Source organism: Nocardioides sp. InS609-2 (genome assembly GCF_023208195.1).
Lineage (GTDB): Bacteria > Actinomycetota > Actinomycetes > Propionibacteriales > Nocardioidaceae > Nocardioides.
The window spans coordinates 521,248-536,108 of the sequence record NZ_CP060034.1 but is presented as its reverse complement, the minus strand read 5'-3'; the positions used below and the strand labels follow the sequence as shown (position 1 = coordinate 536,108).

The following is a 14,861-nucleotide window of genomic DNA, read 5'->3' as shown; positions in this document are numbered from 1 at the left end:
CTCAGCCCGGCCACACCTCGGGTGAGCACGCGGCCACGACGGCCCGGCGGGCGGCGTACTCCAGCGGGCGCAGGGCATTGCGGCGCGCGGTCATCTCCATGGTCGTCACCGCTCCACCGTCGTCGGCCAGCGCCAGCTCGGCGATGGCCTCGCAGCGCAGTCCGCGGCCGGCCAGCTCCACGCAACGCTGGGGAGTGCCCTCGGGAGCGTCGAGCGCGGCCACCCGGCGCAGGTCCATCAGCTCGTCGGCCACCTCGGGGCGCCAGCGGGCGACGTCGAGCGCGGCCAGCGCGTTGGCGCTCTCGAGGAGAGCGGCGCGCAGCCCGCGGTCGGCCTCGCCGACGTCGGGCAGCTGGCGGCGCGACGCCGGGTGCAACCGCCACTGCACGGCGCGGCCCACCCGATGCGGCACGAGCGCGATCCCGGCAGCGCCGGAGACGGCTGCCTCGCCCATCTCGAGAGCGTCGGTGTTGAGCGCGGCGGGCCCACCCAGTCCGAGCAGATCGCCCTCGACCGGCAGGGCCAGGCCGAGCGAGTCGCCACCACCGTTCCGCACGTCGAGGAGCGCGTCGAGGAGCGTCATCGGCGGGCCACCGGTGGACGTGTCGCGCACCTCGTGCACCGCGTCCGCTCCCGTCACAGCGTCCAGGAGGAGATCGGTGACCACCAGTCCGCGCAGCCAGGCGGTGCCCCACCAAGCTAGGCGGGCGGCGTCGGGAAGGCTCGTCACGGCGGTCGAGGCTACCTCCGCGGGCGATAAAGGTCATGGCTAGGGTGAGCGCCATGTCCGCCGTGCTCGAGTTCGCCGACGTCAGTGTCCGGCGAGGCCCAGCCGACAAGCCGGCGACCCTTCTCGACGGCATCGACTGGGCGGTCGAGGAGGATGAGCGCTGGGTCATCCTCGGCCCCAACGGCGCCGGCAAGACAACGCTCCTCCAGGTGGCGGCGGCCCAGATCCACCCGACCGGCGGCGTCGTCGGCATTCTCGGCGAGGTGCTCGGCACCGTCGACGTGTTCGAGCTCCGGCCACGCATCGGGCTGACCAGCGCCGCGTTGGCCGAGCGGGTGCCGCGCAGCGAGCTGGTGCGCGACGTCGTCGTGTCCGCGTCGTACGGCGTGGTGGGGCGCTGGCGCGAGAGCTACGACGCCCTCGACCACGACCGGGCGCACAGCCTGCTCGTCGAGGTGGGCGTGGCCCACCTGGCTGAGCGCACGTTCGGGACGCTGAGCGAGGGCGAGCGCAAGCGGGTACAGATCGCCCGGGCACTGATGACCGACCCCGAGCTCCTGCTGCTCGACGAACCCGCCGCAGGCCTCGACCTCGGCGGCCGTGAAGACCTCGTCAGCACCCTGTCGGTGCTCGCACTCGACGCCGACTCGCCGGCCACGATCCTGGTCTCGCACCACGTCGAGGAGATCCCGCCCGGCTTCACCCACGCGCTGCTGCTGCGCGATGGAAAGGTCGTCGCGCAGGGGCCGTTGCACGAGGTGGTGACCGAGGAGGCGCTGTCAGCGACCTTCGCCATGCCGCTGGTGCTGACCGAGTCCGACGGTCGCTTCGCCGCCCGCCGACGCAACGGACGCCGCGCCGTCTGATCCCTGCAGTCACGCAGCCGTCCACCGGATAGGGTCGGCTCATGGAGTGGTTGCGTGATCACGCTTTGGAGACCTGGTTGGGTCTTGCGATCGTGCTGGGCGTGGCCGAGATGTTCAGTCTCGACCTCATCCTCATCATGCTCGCGGCCGGTGCCCTGGTGGGCATGGTCGCGGCCGTTCTCGACCTCCACGTCGCCGTCCAGATCCTTGCCGCCTCTGCCGCTTCGGTGGCTGCGCTGGCGATGGTGCGACCGACGATGGTCAAGCGTCTGCACGGGGGGCCCGAGCTTCGGCTCGGGCACGGCAAGCTGGTTGGCAGGCAGGGCATCGTCACCGAGGACATCTCGGGGCTGGCGCCGGGCCGGATCAAGCTCGCCGGGGAGTTCTGGACCGCCGAACCGTACGACGACACCACCAGCATCACGGCGGGCGAGACCGTCGAGGTGCTGGCGATCCGCGGCGCCACGGCCGTCGTACACCCCGTCGCCCGGCTCGAGTCCTGAACCACCCGTCATTTCCAGAAGGAGACGTCCATGGAGATCGCCCTGATCTTGCTGGCGCTGCTGGTGCTGTTCGTCATTGTGCTGCTCGCGAAGACCGTGCGGATCGTCCCGCAGGCCCGCGCCGGCATCGTCGAACGATTCGGCAAGTACAAGGGCACGCTGCCCGCCGGCCTCAACATCCTGATGCCGTTCATCGACCGGCTCCGCTACCTGATCGACCTGCGTGAGCAGGTCGTGTCGTTCCCGCCGCAGCCGGTGATCACCGAGGACAACCTGGTCGTCTCGATCGACACCGTCATCTACTTCCAGGTCACCGACCCGGTGGCGGCGACGTACGAGATCGCCAACTACATCCAGGCGATCGAACAGCTCACCATGACCACCCTCCGCAACATCGTCGGTGGCATGGACCTCGAGGAGACGCTGACCAGCCGCGACCAGATCAACTCCGGCCTGCGTGGCGTGCTCGACGAGGCCACCGGCAAGTGGGGCATCCGCGTCAACCGGGTCGAGCTCAAGGGCATCGATCCGCCGCCGTCGATCAAGGACTCGATGGAGAAGCAGATGCGCGCCGACCGTGAGAAGCGCGCGGTGATCCTGACCGCCGAGGGCCAGCGGCAGGCCGCGATCCTGACGGCCGAGGGCTCCAAGCAGTCCTCGATCCTCAACGCCGAAGGTGACCGGGAGTCGCTGATCCTGCGTGCCCAGGCCGACCGGGAGTCGCAGATCCTGCGCGCCCAGGGTGAGGGGCAGGCCATCCAGACCGTCTTCCAGGCGATCCACGACGGGCAGCCCGACCAGTCGCTGCTGGCCTACCAGTACCTCCAGATGATGCCCAAGATCGCCGAGGGCAGCGCTAACAAGGTGTGGGTCATCCCGTCCGAGATCACCAAGGCCCTCGAGGGGCTGGGCTCGTCGATCCACCAGGTCGCGGGCATCCCCGCCAAGGTGGACGGACCGCTCAAGCGCGTCGACATGGGCCCGTCAGAGCCGCAGCTCTCGACGCCCGACAGCGAGCTCCGCAAAACCAACGCCGCCGTGGAGGCCGCGATCGCCGAGGCCGAGCGCGCCGCCAACCCGGGCCGCTCCGCCCCGCCTGTCGACACTGGGGCGGACCCGGCCATCGCCCCGGGCGAGGTTCCTCCGGGTGAGGTGCCGCCCGCTCAGTGAGTCCGTTCGAAGCCGCCGCAATCCTCCTTGCTGGCGTCGCGGCCGGCGCCATCAACACGGTGGTGGGGTCGGGAACGCTGATCACGTTCCCGACCCTGCTGGCCTTCGGCGTACCCCCGGTGACGGCCAACGTGTCCAACACGATCGGCCTGGTGCCGGGGTCGATCTCCGGCTCCGTGGGCTACCGGCGTGAGCTCGTCGGACAGCGCCGACGGGTGTTGCGGCTGGCCGGCGCGTCGCTGCTTGGCGGCCTGGCGGGCGCCGTACTCCTGCTCGGGCTGCCCGAAGGTGCGTTCACCGCGATCGTGCCCGTGCTGATCGTGCTCGGCCTCGTGCTCGTGGTCTTCGGACCCCGTCTCTCGGCCTGGGTCGCCCAGCGGCACGAGTCCGCGGGAGGACTTCCCGAGAACGGCGCGTGGTGGGTGTGGCCGCTCGTCCTGGTCGCCGGTGTGTACGGCGGCTACTTCGGCGCCGCTCAGGGCATCCTGCTGATGGCGATCATGGGCATCGGCATCGACGAGTCCCTGCAGCGCCTCAACGCCGTCAAGAACGTGCTCGCCACCATCGTCAACGCCGTCGCCGGACTGCTGTTCGTCTTCCTTGCGCACGTCGACTGGCAGGTCGTGCTGCTCATCGCCGCCGGCTCGATCGTGGGCGCACAGATCGGTGCCAGGGTCGGCCGCCGGCTGCCCGACGCCTGGTTGCGCGGGATCATCGTGGTCGTGGGCGTGGTCGCGCTCGTTGCGTTCCTGCGTTCGTCCTGAGCATTTGCGCGTCGGCGCTCAGGATGTCGAGACCCGGCTGCGTCGCGCAAAATGAGCGGGCATCGTCGGTGCAGATCGTGTCAGCATGCTCCCATGTCTGGTCGCGCACTGAGCTTCGGAACGATGGTGGCGGCCTACGAACGATTTCGGCCGGGATATCCCGTGGAGCTCTTCGACATGGTGATGACGTACGCGGGTCAGCCTGTTCGGACGGCGCTCGAGATCGGCGCCGGGACAGGGAAGGCAACCCGCCTTTTCGCTCAACGGGGGCTCACGGTCACCGCGACCGAGCCTGACGGGGCCATGCTCGCCGAGCTGCACACGCACGTGCCAGCAAGTGTCAGGACCGTGCAAGCCGCGTTCGAGGACCTGGGACCGGGCGAGAGCTACGGGCTGGTCTATGCGGCAGCGGCGCTGCACTGGACGAAACCGGAGGGTCGGTGGTTGCGGATGGCCGCGCTGCTGGAGCCGGGTGGCGTGTTCGCCTCGTTCGGTGGACCGATCCAGCTGGCTGACCCGGCTGTGGAGGAAGCCGTCCGCGCTGCCCGGGCACCGTTCTTGGAGAGCGACGACGTTCCGTCTCCGGACGGGACGCCTGCGGGACACGACATGCAGTGGCCGGGGACGGAGCTCCAACGGTCTGACTGGTTCGTCGACGTCCAGCAGTCCGTGATCGAGCGACGCCTGACGATGAGTGCTCACGACTACCTCGGACATCTCTCGACCATCTCGGCCTATCTCGAGCTGGCCACCTCGGCGCGGGAGCAGGTGTACAGCCGGATCAGGCAGGTCCTGCCGGAGGCTGTCGAGCTCTCCGCCGACATCACCGTCCATCTCGCTCGGCGCAGCGTGTGAGGATCGGGACATGATCGACGTAGACCTACCCAGGTCGGATGAGGTGCCCGAGTTGGTGCGGTCGTTCGCAGCGTGCCTGGCCTCGGTGACAGAGACACCGGTCGCGGAGGTGCCGCAGCCGGCGGCCGACCTGGCTGGTGCGACCGCCCACTGGCGCTCCTGGCTGGCCGGTCGCGGCACCGGGTTGGTCGCGATCGCCAAGCCGGCCGGATTCAACTGGCCCGGCTACTGGTTGGCCGTGCTCGGCGACGAGATCGCGGTGCTGATGTTCGGCACGCCCGCCGGCGTCGTACTCAGCCCGCAGGACCCGGCCCTCCTGGGCGCCGCGGCCACCGATCTGCCGGTCAGGGAGGGGTACGTCGTTTGCGGCCTCGACCCGGCCATCCCTTCTCCGATCGTGCCGCTGTCGCACCTTCGTGGCGTGGTGGAGCTGATCGCGGTCTCGCCGCGGGCCACCGAACCCATGTACGTCGTCGACCGCGCGCGGGCCCTCGCCGGGCGCGGTCTGGAGGGGGACCGGTACGCCGCGAAGGCGGGCACCTTCACTCCCGCCAACGAGACGGCGCGCGGCTACGACCTGACGCTGGTCGAGGCCGAGGCGCTGGACGATCTCGCCCTGCTCGACCATGCGGACGCGCGACGCAACATCGTGACCCGCGGGATCGACCTCAACGCCCTGGTCGGCCGACGGTTCAAGATCGGCGAGGTCGAGTGTCTCGGCCAGCGCCTCTGCGAGCCATGCTCACACCTGGAACGGCTGACCACGAAAGGCGTCCTGCGCGGCCTCATCCACCGGGGCGGGCTGCGAGCCGACATCCTCACCGACGGCGAGATCGTCGCTGGGGACGTCGCCGAGAGCGTGGACTAGCTGCTCGCCGTCGGCGCCGCCGGCAGTTGTGGTGCCTGGGCGGAGACGCGCCCAGCCAGCCATTCCTGCACCGTGGCGTCGTCGGGGGACAACCCGTCGCTGATCGCATGGGGCACGACCCGGCTGAAGTAGTCGGTGATCATCCCGTCGGACTCACGCACCAGCATGCCGGCGGCCTCGCCGCCGACGACCCAGGAGCCCAGCACCACGTAGTTGCCGCCGTAGACGGGCAGGGGAGCGTACTGCTGGTAGACGTAGCCCTCGTCGCCGTAGACGCCGGGCATGGAGACCTCGGTGCCGTCGGCGAGATGGATGCGGACGCCGTCACCCTCTCGGCCGTGCAAGGGCTTCGCGACCCAGTCGGTCAAGTCCCGGGGCTCGTCGAAGTAGGCCGGGAGAAGCAGGCGGTGCCCCGGGTGTCGCTCCCACAGGACCGGCAGGATCGCCTTGGTGCTCAGCAGCACCTTCCAGGCGGGTTCGAACCAGTGCACCGGCCTCGGCTCCGCACCGTCGATGAGCAACCGCCCGAACTCCTCGCCGAGCATCTCCTCCCAGGGGTAGAGCTTGAAGGCGTTGCGGATCGGCTGGTCGTTGGCGTCCCGGAAGTCGCGGGTGTCGGGGTTCCAGCCCACGTGGGCGATGGGGTGGGCCATCACCTTCAGGCCGGCCTGCACGGCACAGTCCATGAGGTAGTGGACCGTCATCTCCATCTCGCCGCCGTCGTAGGCCTCTCCTTCGCCGAGGTCGTAGAGGAAGTGCACCTGGTCCCCGTCGAGGGCGCCCGAGTCGCGTAGCTCGCGCCAGCGCGCGACCAGCCGGTCGTGCACGCTGTTCCACTGGTCGACATCGGACATGACGTCGTCGATCCAGCGCCACTGGACCACCCCGGTCTCGACCAGCCCGGTCGGGGTGTCACCGTTGATCTCGAGCATCTTGATCGTGCCGTCGCCGCCGAAGGCCAGGTCGAAGCGCGCGTAGATCGCGGGGTCGCCGCGCTCGATCGAGGCACGGACGAGTCGCAGCGTCCCCTCGGGGAGCCCGAGGCGCTCGTCGGTCATTGTCGTCGCCATGTGGCCGACGGCGTCGACGCACATGGCCCACAGCTCCTCGGTCGCGGCCTCGAGGGCATCGACCTCGTCCAGGGTCACCTCGTACCACGCCGACTCGTTCCAGTAAGGCACCGTCGACCCGTCCGGCTTCGGGGTGGTCGCGAAGATCAGACCCTGCTCGGTGACGATGCGCTCCCAGTCCTTACGGGGGCGAAAGGCGTGCCGCCACATCAGGCGATGCTTGCGCAGACGATGAGGCCGACCGAGAGCGCCGACGCAGCGGCGACGTACGCCAGCGGGCGCACGGGCCCGGGGGCGCACACGATGCGTCGCAGGCTGCCCGGCGTCACGGCCTCGATGACGAAGAACATCAACGCGTTGAGCGCGATGCCCAGCACCCCGAACGCCAGGGTCCAGCCCAGGGCCCAGCCCAGCGAGGTCGCACCGTTGGTCCAGATGGCGGTGAAGAGCACCAAGGCGTTGGAGACCAGCCAGGCGGCCGTGACGAGCCCCGCCGAGCGGGACGCTGCGTGCACCGACTCGGCGCCCGTCTCGTCGACCCCGCGCAGGTGGTTGCCGAGGTGTCCGGGCGTGACCAGGTCGAGCACGTAGTAGGCGCCGACGAGCAGCGCGCCGGCCAGGACGGCGTACACGACGGCATGGCCGAGGGCGTTGAGCAGAGACTCCAGCATGGCGTTCCTTGGGTGGGGCGTCGGTGTCGGATGGGAAGGACGGGTGCGTCAGCCGCCGAAGCCACGGCTGCTGCCGCCGAAGCCACCGCTCTTGGTCGTCGACTTCACCGACGAACCACCGGCGGCCGGCAGTCCGCCGCGCTGCACGGTGCCGCGGAGGGAGGAGCCGTTGAAGCTGCCGCCCGAGACGCCGCTGCCCACGGCCGGCACTCGGGAGCTGGCAGCCAGGTAGTACCAGAAGAACCCCGAGCCCGATCCGGCGTACGCGCGGTCGTCGTCGCACTGGTCGTCGGCGACCCGCTCGTCGGTCTGGGGGTCGACGCACACGGCGGCGTAGTCGGGCGACGTCGCGCAGCCGGTCAGCCCGGCGGCCATGAGTGCGGTGACGCCCAGGCTGACGCCGGTCGAACGCATCCGTCGCCGGGCGGTCGTGGTCATGTGGGGTTCCTTGGGTGAGTGGGGCAGTGGCTACGCCTGAGGGTATGTGGTGTCCCGGCCGGAGTGCATGGGTGCACCACCGACTCAGGTAGCGTCGGCGAGGGCAAGCAGCCCGCGAACGGGGGGACGAGATGGCGCAGCAGACGGGTCGAGCGGGGATGGCCGAGGTCCAGCCGCCGGTGGCGTACCTTCCGTGCCGGCTCGACGAGAACGGCGAGCTCGACGAGGTGATGATGGCCAGGCTTGCGGACGGCCGGATCGCGTTGATGGGCTACACAGCGCTCGACCGGTTCTTCGTCGGCTGCGGTGCCGGGCACCCCTGGGTGCTGTGGAAGACCGAGGAGCTGGAGTCGTTGCGCGCGCTCAAGCACTTCGACGTCGCATATCTCGACATCGCGATGCCCGCCTCGCTGCGGGTCGAGGAGGACACCGCGTGAGCATCCAGCTGACGGAGGCGACCGAGAGCCAGATCGCGGAGAAGCACCGTGACGCGGCGTCGGCGATCACCGACCTCGCATCGGGCATCCCGACCACAATCGACGGCGGCTACGGCACCGCGGACCTGATGGCGATCCTGGGAGCCGTGATCGACACCGCCGACGACATCGCCATGGTCAACGAGGTGGCAGCCGAGCAGGTCACTGCCGTCGGGCAGGGCCTTGGAGACACTGACGACGAGGTCGCCGAGAACTTCAGCAAGATCAAGGTCGTGGTCGAGTGATCGAGACCTTGGTGGAGGGCAGCACGGCCAGTGTGGACAGCGCCGCTTTCTGGCTGCGTGATTTGCTCAAGGCCCGAGTCGACGAGGCGAGCGACGACGTGATCGCGGCCAAACATGCCGCCGGGCACGGCTGGGAGGGCGAGTCCGGGGATGCGTACGTCGCCTACACCAAGGACATCGTCAAGGTGACCGACGAGCACGTCGACCGGATCGAGCGGGCCGCCGGGAAGTTCGATTCCTACAGCGGCAAGCTCAAGGCGATCCAGGACCGGATGCGCGATCTGCGGGGCGAGGCCACTGCGGGCGGGCTCACGGTCCGCGGCACGGAAATCCAGGAGCCGGAGCCGGCTCGATCCCCGGGCGTGCCGACCGGTGAGCTCACGGCCGACCAGCAGAACCAGTACGACGCCGACCTGGCGGCGTACGACGACCAGGCGGCCAGGATCAAGCTGTACAACCGGATCCTCGGCGACGTCGAGGGTGAGTGGACGCAGTTCGTGGACTGGGTGGACAGCAACCTGAGCCCGGTGACCAAGTCGCTGGAGGCCCCGGCGCTGGAGAAGCTGATCTCGTTCGTCAAGGAGAACGCCGGCAACCTCGCCATCGGGTACTCCCTGACCCACGGCGAGCGGGCGATGAAGAGCAAGTCCGGAGCCCTGGTAAAGGAGGCCAAGGAGCTCCGGAGCGCTCGCCGGTCGGGCAATCCGGCCAGGCGCGCCGTGGGCATCGCCCCCGAGACGCCCGGCCGGATCCGCAATCTCACCTCCAGGGCCGACTGGCTCGGCAAGGGGGGCAAGGTGCTCGGCCCACTCGGGGGAGCCATCGAGGTGTGGAACGGCCTGGAGTCGGAGTCGCCCGCCGGCGGTGTGATCGCGGCCGGCGTCGGCATCGCGGCTACCGCCGCGATCATCGCCACCGCTCCCGTCAGCGTCCCCGCCATCGTCGTGGTCGGCGGTGCGGTGGCGGTCGGTGCCGGGGCCACGTGGTTGGCCACGGAGGGTTGGGACGCACTGCCCGACGGCTGGACCGAGCCTGCAGATGAGTGGGTCGGCGATCGCTGGGACGACACCAAGGACGTCGTCTCCGACGGCTGGGACACCGTTACGGGCTGGTTCTGATGGCGAGCAGCAGCGCTTTCCGCTCACCGGCCCGCTGGCTGGTGACCGGGCTGGTCGCCCTGCTCACGCTGATTGGCCTCGGCTTCCTGGTCGCCGGCGTCATCGCGACGGCCAGCGGCCACGACGAGAGCTGGTTCCCCGCCGTGCTCGGCCTCCAGCTGACGGTTCTCGGAGCGCTCGCGGTGGCGAACCTGCTGCCCACCCGGGCCACACCACCCCCCGCGGAGCCGATCGAGATCGGCGTCGCCCTTCCGCTACGGAGCGGGTACGCCGGGCGCCAGGCCGGCGTGGTCGCCGTAGCCGGCTCGCTGTTGCTGCCGGCGGCGCTGCGCGACGGCGGGCTGGCCGTGGTGATCCTGGGCATCGCCGCGCTGCTGGTGGGCTTCGGCCTCTGTGGCTGGCTGATCACCACCGGTGCCGACCGCGCGCGGCTGCTGCTGGACGCGGACGGGATCACCGTCCCCGGCGGCCTCGGGTCCTCGAACCGGCTCGCCTGGCGTGATGTCAAGGGCGCGCAGGCCGTCCCGCGCTGGCAACCGCTGCTGGTGGTGATCCCTAAGCGTGAGGCCACCGAGCCGATCGTCCTGCGCCTGCTCCCACAGGCCTGGTCGCCCGAGGCTCTGACGGACCTGGTCGAGTTCTACGCCGCCCACGCCGGGCGCCGTACCGACCTCAGCTCCGCCGACGCCTTCAGTCGACGTACGCCGTGACCCAGGTGTCGAGCTCGCGGTAGACCGTCTTGCGCACGTCGGGCAGCGAGAGCACGACGTCGTGGCGAGCATCGGCGATGCCGATGCTGGTGACGTGGCGACCGAGCGCCGGCGCCCAGCGCCGGATCTGCTCGACGTCGAGCACGATGTCGTGACGGTGTACGTCGTCACCCATGGCCGAGGGCGTGGTGCTGCGGGCCGAGGAGAGCACCAGTGCCGGGCAGCCCACCTCCAGGCCGCGGTGCAGCTCGGCATGACCTTGCCGGATCGCGCGCAGCCATCCGGCGTACACGGGCCAGGACTCGACGGGCTTCCAGTCGAGGTTGAAGTCGAACTCGCCCTCGTGCTCGACGTGCAGCGACCGCGTGTAGAGGCCCGTGACGGTGCGAGGGATGATCCGTTTCGGCTGGCGGCGGCCGACCTCCCTGACGACGGTCGTGCCGACGTTGCGCAGCCACCACGCACCCTGCATGTCGAACCACGGCGAGTTGAGCACCAGTCCGGCCAGCGTCACGCGCCGGGCGTTGACCCACAGCGGCAGGGTCAGCCCGCCGGTCGAGTGCGCCGAGCCGATCACCCGCTGGTGGCCGTCGCGCTCGGTGATCAGCCGCCAGGCCTCGTCGATCTCGGGGAAGTACTCCCGTAGGTCGGCCACGAAGTTGGGTGTCTGGTGCTTGAGGATCGAGCGGCCGTACTTGCGCAGGTCCAAGCCGTAGAAGGCGTAGCCGCGCTCGGCCCACCAGTCGGCGTACTCGGTCTGGAAGAAGTAGTCGGCGAACCCGTGCAGATGCAGTACGGCGCCGCGCGCGGCGCCGACTGCCGGCCTGGTCACCAGGTGCGCAACGACAGCGCCCTCGTCGTCGGGGTCGAGGTCGATCGTCTCGACGGTGTACGGCCCGCCGAGGAGGTCGGGGGTCGGGTCCGGGCTCACGACGGCCAGTCTGCCAGCGGGTCAGTCGTCCCACGTGAGGCGGTAGCCCCCGACCGCTGTTGGTCCACGTTCGTCGACGACGTCCCGAAGGGGGACTGGTCCGGCGAGCCCTGGTTGACCGTGGCGGTTGTACCCGTCATGGGAGCGATTCCGGGCGGACACCGGGTGCGCGACGACAGCGCCCTCGTCGTAGGGGTCGAGGTCGATCGTCTAGACGATGTAGGGCGCGCCCAGCACGTCTTCGCAGATCATGCGGAAGTACGCCGACGCGTCACCGGGACACGTCCTCCGGCACCGGCAGACGAGGAACCCCACCCAGCCGGCGACGGAAGTGACCGGCCCGAGGGCCGGGGTAGTCCAGTCACCTCTTGTCGCCTTCAGGCCACCGTGACGACCAAAACCGACCTACCCCGGCACAGACGGGCGGCCCCGGAGGGATCCCCGCGGCGGTCGAGCAGGTCGAGATCAGCCGTGCGACCGGTCGCCCGCGTGCGTGGCGCTCTCGACGACCGGGTCGCTCGCGTCGGCCTTGGCATCCTCGGGCTGGCCGCCCGGGTTGTCGTTGTCGGCGGACGAGCGCACGAGCTCTTCGATGCGCTTGCCACAGTCGGCGTCGACGGCCTTCCAGTACTGGAACGCGCGCTCGAGCACGTCGCCCTTCACGCCACCGAGCAGGTGCCCGGCGACGGTGTTGACGAAGGCCTCGCGGATCTCGTCGGTCCACACCTCGCGGACCAGCGTGCCGGCCTGGCTGAAGTCGTCGTCGTCCGGGCGCAGAGTGTAGGCCTGGCGCACCATCGCGCCGTCGGTCTCCCAGCCCGCCTCGTCCGCGCCGACGGTGTCGGCGTAGCCGCGGCCGAACGAGTTGGGCGCGTAGACCGGGTCGTCGCCGCGGTGCTCGTAGGCCATCGCGCCGTCCTGGGTGTAGGTGTTGACCTCGACCTTGGGACGGTTGACCGGCAGTTGCAGGTAGTTCGGCCCGATGCGGTGACGGTGCGTGTCGGCGTACGCAAAGGCGCGGCCGAGCAGCATCTTGTCCGGGCTGAAGCCGATGCCCGGCACGAGCGCGCTGGGCTCGAAGGCCGCCTGCTCGATCTGGGCGAAGAAGTTCTCCGGGTTGCGGTTCAGGGTCATGGTGCCGACCTTGATCAGCGGGTAGTCGCTGTGCGGCCACACCTTGGTGAGGTCGAACGGGTTGATGCGGTAGGTCTTCGCGTCCTCGTAGGGCATCGCCTGGATCGACAGCGTCCACGACGGGAAGTCGCCGCTGTCGATCGAGTCGTGGAGATCGCGACGGTGGAAGTCGGCGTCCTCGCCGGCGATGCGCGTCGCGTCGGCGTCGGGCAGACCCTCGACGCCCTGGTTGCTGTGGAAGTGGTACTTCACCCAGTGCTTCTCACCCGCGGCGTTGATCCACAGGTAGGTGTGGGAGCCGTAGCCGTTCATGTGCCGGTAGGTCTTCGGGATGCCGCGGTCACCCATCAGGTAGGTCACCTGGTGCGCCGACTCCGGGTTCAGCGACCAGAAGTCCCACTGCATGTTGTTGTCGCGCAGGCCGGATCCACCCCGCCGCTTCTGCGAGCGGATGAAGTGCGGGAACTTCATCGTGTCGCGGACGAAGAACACCGGGGTGTTGTTGCCGACGAGGTCGTAGTTGCCCTCGGACGTGTAGAACTTCAGCGAGAACCCGCGCGGGTCGCGCCACGTGTCGGGGGAGCCCTGCTCACCGGCCACGGTGGAGAAGCGGGCCAACATCTCGGTCCTGACGCCGGGCTGGAACAGCGCGGCCTTGGTGTACGCCGAAACGTCCTCGGTGGTCTCGAGCTCACCGAAGGCACCGGAGCCCTTGGCGTGCACGTTTCGCTCCGGGACACGCTCACGGTTGAAGTGGGCCATCTGGTTCAAGAAGTGCACGTCGTGCAGCAGGATCGGGCCGTCGGCGCCGATCGTCAGACTGTTGCGGTCACTCGGCGCGGGCGCGCCGGTGTCGGTGGTCGAGCCGAGCAGCGCCTCCTCCGAAGGCGCGGTGGCGATGGAGGTGCCGTCGTCGGGCTGGGGCAGGTCAGGCATGGGTCACTCCTGGGGTTGGGTGTGCGGGTGCGTTCTGGTTGCGGCAGGCGGGGCACGGGCCCCACCAGGTCACCTCGGCCTCGTCGATGACGAAGCCGGTGTCGTCGGACGCGACCAGGCAGCGGGGTTGACCGGTCGCGCAGTCCACGTCCTCGACAGCGCCGCAGGAGCGGCAGACGACGTGGGGTTGGTTGTTGTCGGTGCGCAGCTCGTTGCGGGCCACCGATCCGGTCGGCTGGATGCGCCGGACCAGGCCGCGGTCGGCATGCGTGTGGAGCACGTCGTTCCCGGCCTGGGTGGAGGTCTCGGCCGTCTGGGGTACGGCGCGGATGACCGCGTCGGCGCCGGAGTGCGGCGCCTCGGCCAGGGCTGTCAGGACGGCCACTCGGGGACTGGTGATGCGTAGCCCGTGTTCGCGCAGCAGCACATCGGGAGGGACGTGCGGCGTGGGCTGGGGCACGACTCCAATCAACCACCCAATCTGGAATCAGTCAAGAATAACTACGATCGCTTTCAGTCGTCGAGCAGGTGCTCGGTGCCGAACATCCGCGCGGTGTCGCGGGCGGAGGGCGTGCCGGCGTCCAGATCGGCCCCGGCGGCCCTCAGCACCCGGACCACCTCGTCCTCACCCTTGAAGAGGGCTCCGGCGAGAGGCGACTGGCCGCGGGTGTTGGGTCGGTCGACGTCGGCGCCGCGCTCGACGAGCATCGCGACCGTGTCGGCGTGGCCGTGGTAGGCCGCCAGCATCAGGGCGGTGTTGCCGTCGGCGTCCGGGTGGTTCGCCGGGAAGCCGCCGTCGACGTACTCCGCGAGCAGGTCGGTGCGGCCCTCACGGGCAAGGTCCATGGCGAAGGCGACGATCCGCTGCTGGTCGTCGGGGTCGATGGTCATGTTGATCTCCGGTCGGGTAGGGGATGGGCGTCGTGCCAGGTGCTTCGGAAGGCGACGACCACGACCCTGCGGCCCGCCGTCGGCGAGCACCAGCGCGACCCCGCTGAGGGCCGTGGTCGCGGTGAGGATCGCCAGCACCACCTGCTGCAGGGCAGGCTGCGGACCAGGGTGAGCGGCCCGGGCAGCGTGCCCGTCGGCACCCGGGCTTCGAGGATGGCGTGGACGCCGACCTCGAGGGCGACCAGCCAGGCCACGGCCAGGATGACGATGAGAACGCCGGACACCTGCATCGACCCGTCGGGTCCTGGTGCGAAGTCGAGCCGCTCACCGATCCACGTGATCAGGGGAGTGGCCGAGGCGTTGACCATGATGGCCAGCACGATGGTTCGCGGCCAGCCGACCGGGACCCCGAGCAGACGGCGCGCGATGACCGCGATGAGCAAAGCGTTCAGGACGGACGTGAAGAACAGACCGAGCGAACCCAC

Annotated in this window: 19 protein-coding genes; 10 read left to right on the top strand and 9 right to left on the bottom strand. The window is 69.9% G+C overall.

Translation table 11 applies throughout. The features are described from left to right. Position 1: 1 nt before the first annotated feature. Positions 2–730 (bottom strand): hypothetical protein, encoded by a 729-nt coding sequence (locus H4Q84_RS02895; protein WP_248581903.1) that lies wholly within the window; start codon positions 728–730, stop codon positions 2–4. 53 nt (positions 731–783) lie between these two features. On the opposite strand from H4Q84_RS02895, the gene H4Q84_RS02890 reads away from it, so the two are divergent. The 6 genes from H4Q84_RS02890 to H4Q84_RS02865 all read left to right on the top strand — a co-directional run bounded on the left by H4Q84_RS02890 (position 784) and on the right by H4Q84_RS02865 (position 5,756). Continuing rightward, a complete protein-coding gene (locus tag H4Q84_RS02890) occupies positions 784–1,596 on the top strand; it encodes an ABC transporter ATP-binding protein (RefSeq protein ID WP_248581902.1) in 813 nt (270 codons plus the stop codon). Between the two features lie 41 nt (positions 1,597–1,637). Next, positions 1,638–2,099: an NfeD family protein gene (locus tag H4Q84_RS02885; RefSeq protein ID WP_248581901.1), complete on the top strand. Its 462-nt coding sequence runs from the start codon at positions 1,638–1,640 to the stop codon at positions 2,097–2,099. A gap of 30 nt (positions 2,100–2,129) precedes the next feature. Continuing rightward, a complete protein-coding gene (locus tag H4Q84_RS02880) occupies positions 2,130–3,269 on the top strand; it encodes an SPFH domain-containing protein (RefSeq protein WP_248581900.1) in 1,140 nt (379 codons plus the stop codon). Further along, positions 3,266–4,033 carry a sulfite exporter TauE/SafE family protein gene (locus H4Q84_RS02875; RefSeq protein ID WP_248581899.1) on the top strand — a complete coding sequence of 256 codons (768 nt, stop codon included), beginning with the start codon at positions 3,266–3,268 and terminating at the stop codon, positions 4,031–4,033. Before H4Q84_RS02880 ends, H4Q84_RS02875 begins: the two co-directional genes overlap by 4 nt. A gap of 93 nt (positions 4,034–4,126) precedes the next feature. After that, a complete protein-coding gene (locus H4Q84_RS02870; protein ID WP_248581898.1) occupies positions 4,127–4,888 on the top strand; it encodes a class I SAM-dependent methyltransferase in 762 nt (253 codons plus the stop codon). 10 nt (positions 4,889–4,898) lie between these two features. Continuing rightward, a complete protein-coding gene (locus H4Q84_RS02865; protein ID WP_248581897.1) occupies positions 4,899–5,756 on the top strand; it encodes an MOSC domain-containing protein in 858 nt (285 codons plus the stop codon). Here the strand turns inward: H4Q84_RS02865 and H4Q84_RS02860 are convergent. From H4Q84_RS02860 to H4Q84_RS02850, 3 genes are read right to left on the bottom strand one after another with little or no spacing between them, the layout of a single operon-like run. Beyond that, entirely contained in the window at positions 5,753–7,036 is a 1,284-nt protein-coding gene (locus H4Q84_RS02860; protein WP_248581896.1) for a glutathionylspermidine synthase family protein, read from the bottom strand. The two genes, H4Q84_RS02865 and H4Q84_RS02860, sit on opposite strands and share 4 nt — an antisense overlap. Further along, complete coding sequence (locus H4Q84_RS02855; RefSeq protein ID WP_248581895.1) at positions 7,036–7,497, bottom strand: DUF350 domain-containing protein; 462 nt, start codon at positions 7,495–7,497, stop codon at positions 7,036–7,038. The genes H4Q84_RS02860 and H4Q84_RS02855 overlap by 1 nt, the downstream gene beginning before the upstream one ends. Positions 7,498–7,545: 48 nt before the next feature. Next, the gene (locus tag H4Q84_RS02850; protein WP_248581894.1) at positions 7,546–7,935 is read right to left on the bottom strand and encodes a hypothetical protein; all 390 of its coding nucleotides are present in this window, start codon (positions 7,933–7,935) and stop codon (positions 7,546–7,548) included. Between the two features lie 131 nt (positions 7,936–8,066). Between H4Q84_RS02850 and H4Q84_RS02845 the strand changes: the two genes are divergently transcribed. Genes H4Q84_RS02845 through H4Q84_RS02830 form a run of 4 tightly spaced genes read left to right on the top strand, consistent with a single transcriptional unit; the run spans position 8,067 to position 10,484 of the window. After that, positions 8,067–8,372, top strand: coding sequence for an SAV_915 family protein (locus tag H4Q84_RS02845; RefSeq protein WP_248581893.1), 306 nt, complete (start codon positions 8,067–8,069; stop codon positions 8,370–8,372). Beyond that, positions 8,369–8,656: a hypothetical protein gene (locus H4Q84_RS02840; protein ID WP_248581892.1), complete on the top strand. Its 288-nt coding sequence runs from the start codon at positions 8,369–8,371 to the stop codon at positions 8,654–8,656. The genes H4Q84_RS02845 and H4Q84_RS02840 overlap by 4 nt, the downstream gene beginning before the upstream one ends. Next, entirely contained in the window at positions 8,653–9,774 is a 1,122-nt protein-coding gene (locus tag H4Q84_RS02835) for a hypothetical protein (RefSeq protein ID WP_248581891.1), read from the top strand. The genes H4Q84_RS02840 and H4Q84_RS02835 overlap by 4 nt, the downstream gene beginning before the upstream one ends. Next, the gene (locus H4Q84_RS02830) at positions 9,774–10,484 is read left to right on the top strand and encodes a hypothetical protein (RefSeq protein ID WP_248581890.1); all 711 of its coding nucleotides are present in this window, start codon (positions 9,774–9,776) and stop codon (positions 10,482–10,484) included. Before H4Q84_RS02835 ends, H4Q84_RS02830 begins: the two co-directional genes overlap by 1 nt. Here the strand turns inward: H4Q84_RS02830 and H4Q84_RS02825 are convergent. The 5 genes from H4Q84_RS02825 to H4Q84_RS02805 all read right to left on the bottom strand — a co-directional run bounded on the left by H4Q84_RS02825 (position 10,465) and on the right by H4Q84_RS02805 (position 14,861). Further along, the gene (locus H4Q84_RS02825; RefSeq protein ID WP_248581889.1) at positions 10,465–11,415 is read right to left on the bottom strand and encodes an alpha/beta hydrolase; all 951 of its coding nucleotides are present in this window, start codon (positions 11,413–11,415) and stop codon (positions 10,465–10,467) included. The two genes, H4Q84_RS02830 and H4Q84_RS02825, sit on opposite strands and share 20 nt — an antisense overlap. A 465-nt stretch (positions 11,416–11,880) precedes the next feature. Further along, complete coding sequence (locus H4Q84_RS02820) at positions 11,881–13,485, bottom strand: catalase (protein WP_248581888.1); 1,605 nt, start codon at positions 13,483–13,485, stop codon at positions 11,881–11,883. After that, positions 13,478–13,945, bottom strand: a complete 468-nt coding sequence (locus H4Q84_RS02815) for a Fur family transcriptional regulator (protein ID WP_248581887.1) — start codon at positions 13,943–13,945, stop codon at positions 13,478–13,480. The genes H4Q84_RS02820 and H4Q84_RS02815 overlap by 8 nt, the downstream gene beginning before the upstream one ends. Before the next feature lie 53 nt (positions 13,946–13,998). Then, positions 13,999–14,376: an ankyrin repeat domain-containing protein gene (locus H4Q84_RS02810; protein WP_248581886.1), complete on the bottom strand. Its 378-nt coding sequence runs from the start codon at positions 14,374–14,376 to the stop codon at positions 13,999–14,001. Next, entirely contained in the window at positions 14,373–14,861 is a 489-nt protein-coding gene (locus tag H4Q84_RS02805) for a hypothetical protein (RefSeq protein ID WP_248581885.1), read from the bottom strand. Before H4Q84_RS02805 ends, H4Q84_RS02810 begins: the two co-directional genes overlap by 4 nt.

Coding starts and splice junctions, on each gene's coding strand:
- H4Q84_RS02890 (WP_248581902.1), top strand. CDS start 784: ATGTCCGCCGTGCTCGAGTTCGCCGACGTCAGTGTCCGGCGAGGCCCA.
- H4Q84_RS02885 (WP_248581901.1), top strand. CDS start 1,638: ATGGAGTGGTTGCGTGATCACGCTTTGGAGACCTGGTTGGGTCTTGCG.
- H4Q84_RS02880 (WP_248581900.1), top strand. CDS start 2,130: ATGGAGATCGCCCTGATCTTGCTGGCGCTGCTGGTGCTGTTCGTCATT.
- H4Q84_RS02870 (WP_248581898.1), top strand. CDS start 4,127: ATGTCTGGTCGCGCACTGAGCTTCGGAACGATGGTGGCGGCCTACGAA.
- H4Q84_RS02865 (WP_248581897.1), top strand. CDS start 4,899: ATGATCGACGTAGACCTACCCAGGTCGGATGAGGTGCCCGAGTTGGTG.
- H4Q84_RS02860 (WP_248581896.1), bottom strand. CDS start 7,036: ATGTGGCGGCACGCCTTTCGCCCCCGTAAGGACTGGGAGCGCATCGTC.
- H4Q84_RS02855 (WP_248581895.1), bottom strand. CDS start 7,497: ATGCTGGAGTCTCTGCTCAACGCCCTCGGCCATGCCGTCGTGTACGCC.
- H4Q84_RS02850 (WP_248581894.1), bottom strand. CDS start 7,935: ATGACCACGACCGCCCGGCGACGGATGCGTTCGACCGGCGTCAGCCTG.
- H4Q84_RS02845 (WP_248581893.1), top strand. CDS start 8,067: ATGGCGCAGCAGACGGGTCGAGCGGGGATGGCCGAGGTCCAGCCGCCG.
- H4Q84_RS02830 (WP_248581890.1), top strand. CDS start 9,774: ATGGCGAGCAGCAGCGCTTTCCGCTCACCGGCCCGCTGGCTGGTGACC.
- H4Q84_RS02820 (WP_248581888.1), bottom strand. CDS start 13,485: ATGCCTGACCTGCCCCAGCCCGACGACGGCACCTCCATCGCCACCGCG.
- H4Q84_RS02810 (WP_248581886.1), bottom strand. CDS start 14,376: ATGACCATCGACCCCGACGACCAGCAGCGGATCGTCGCCTTCGCCATG.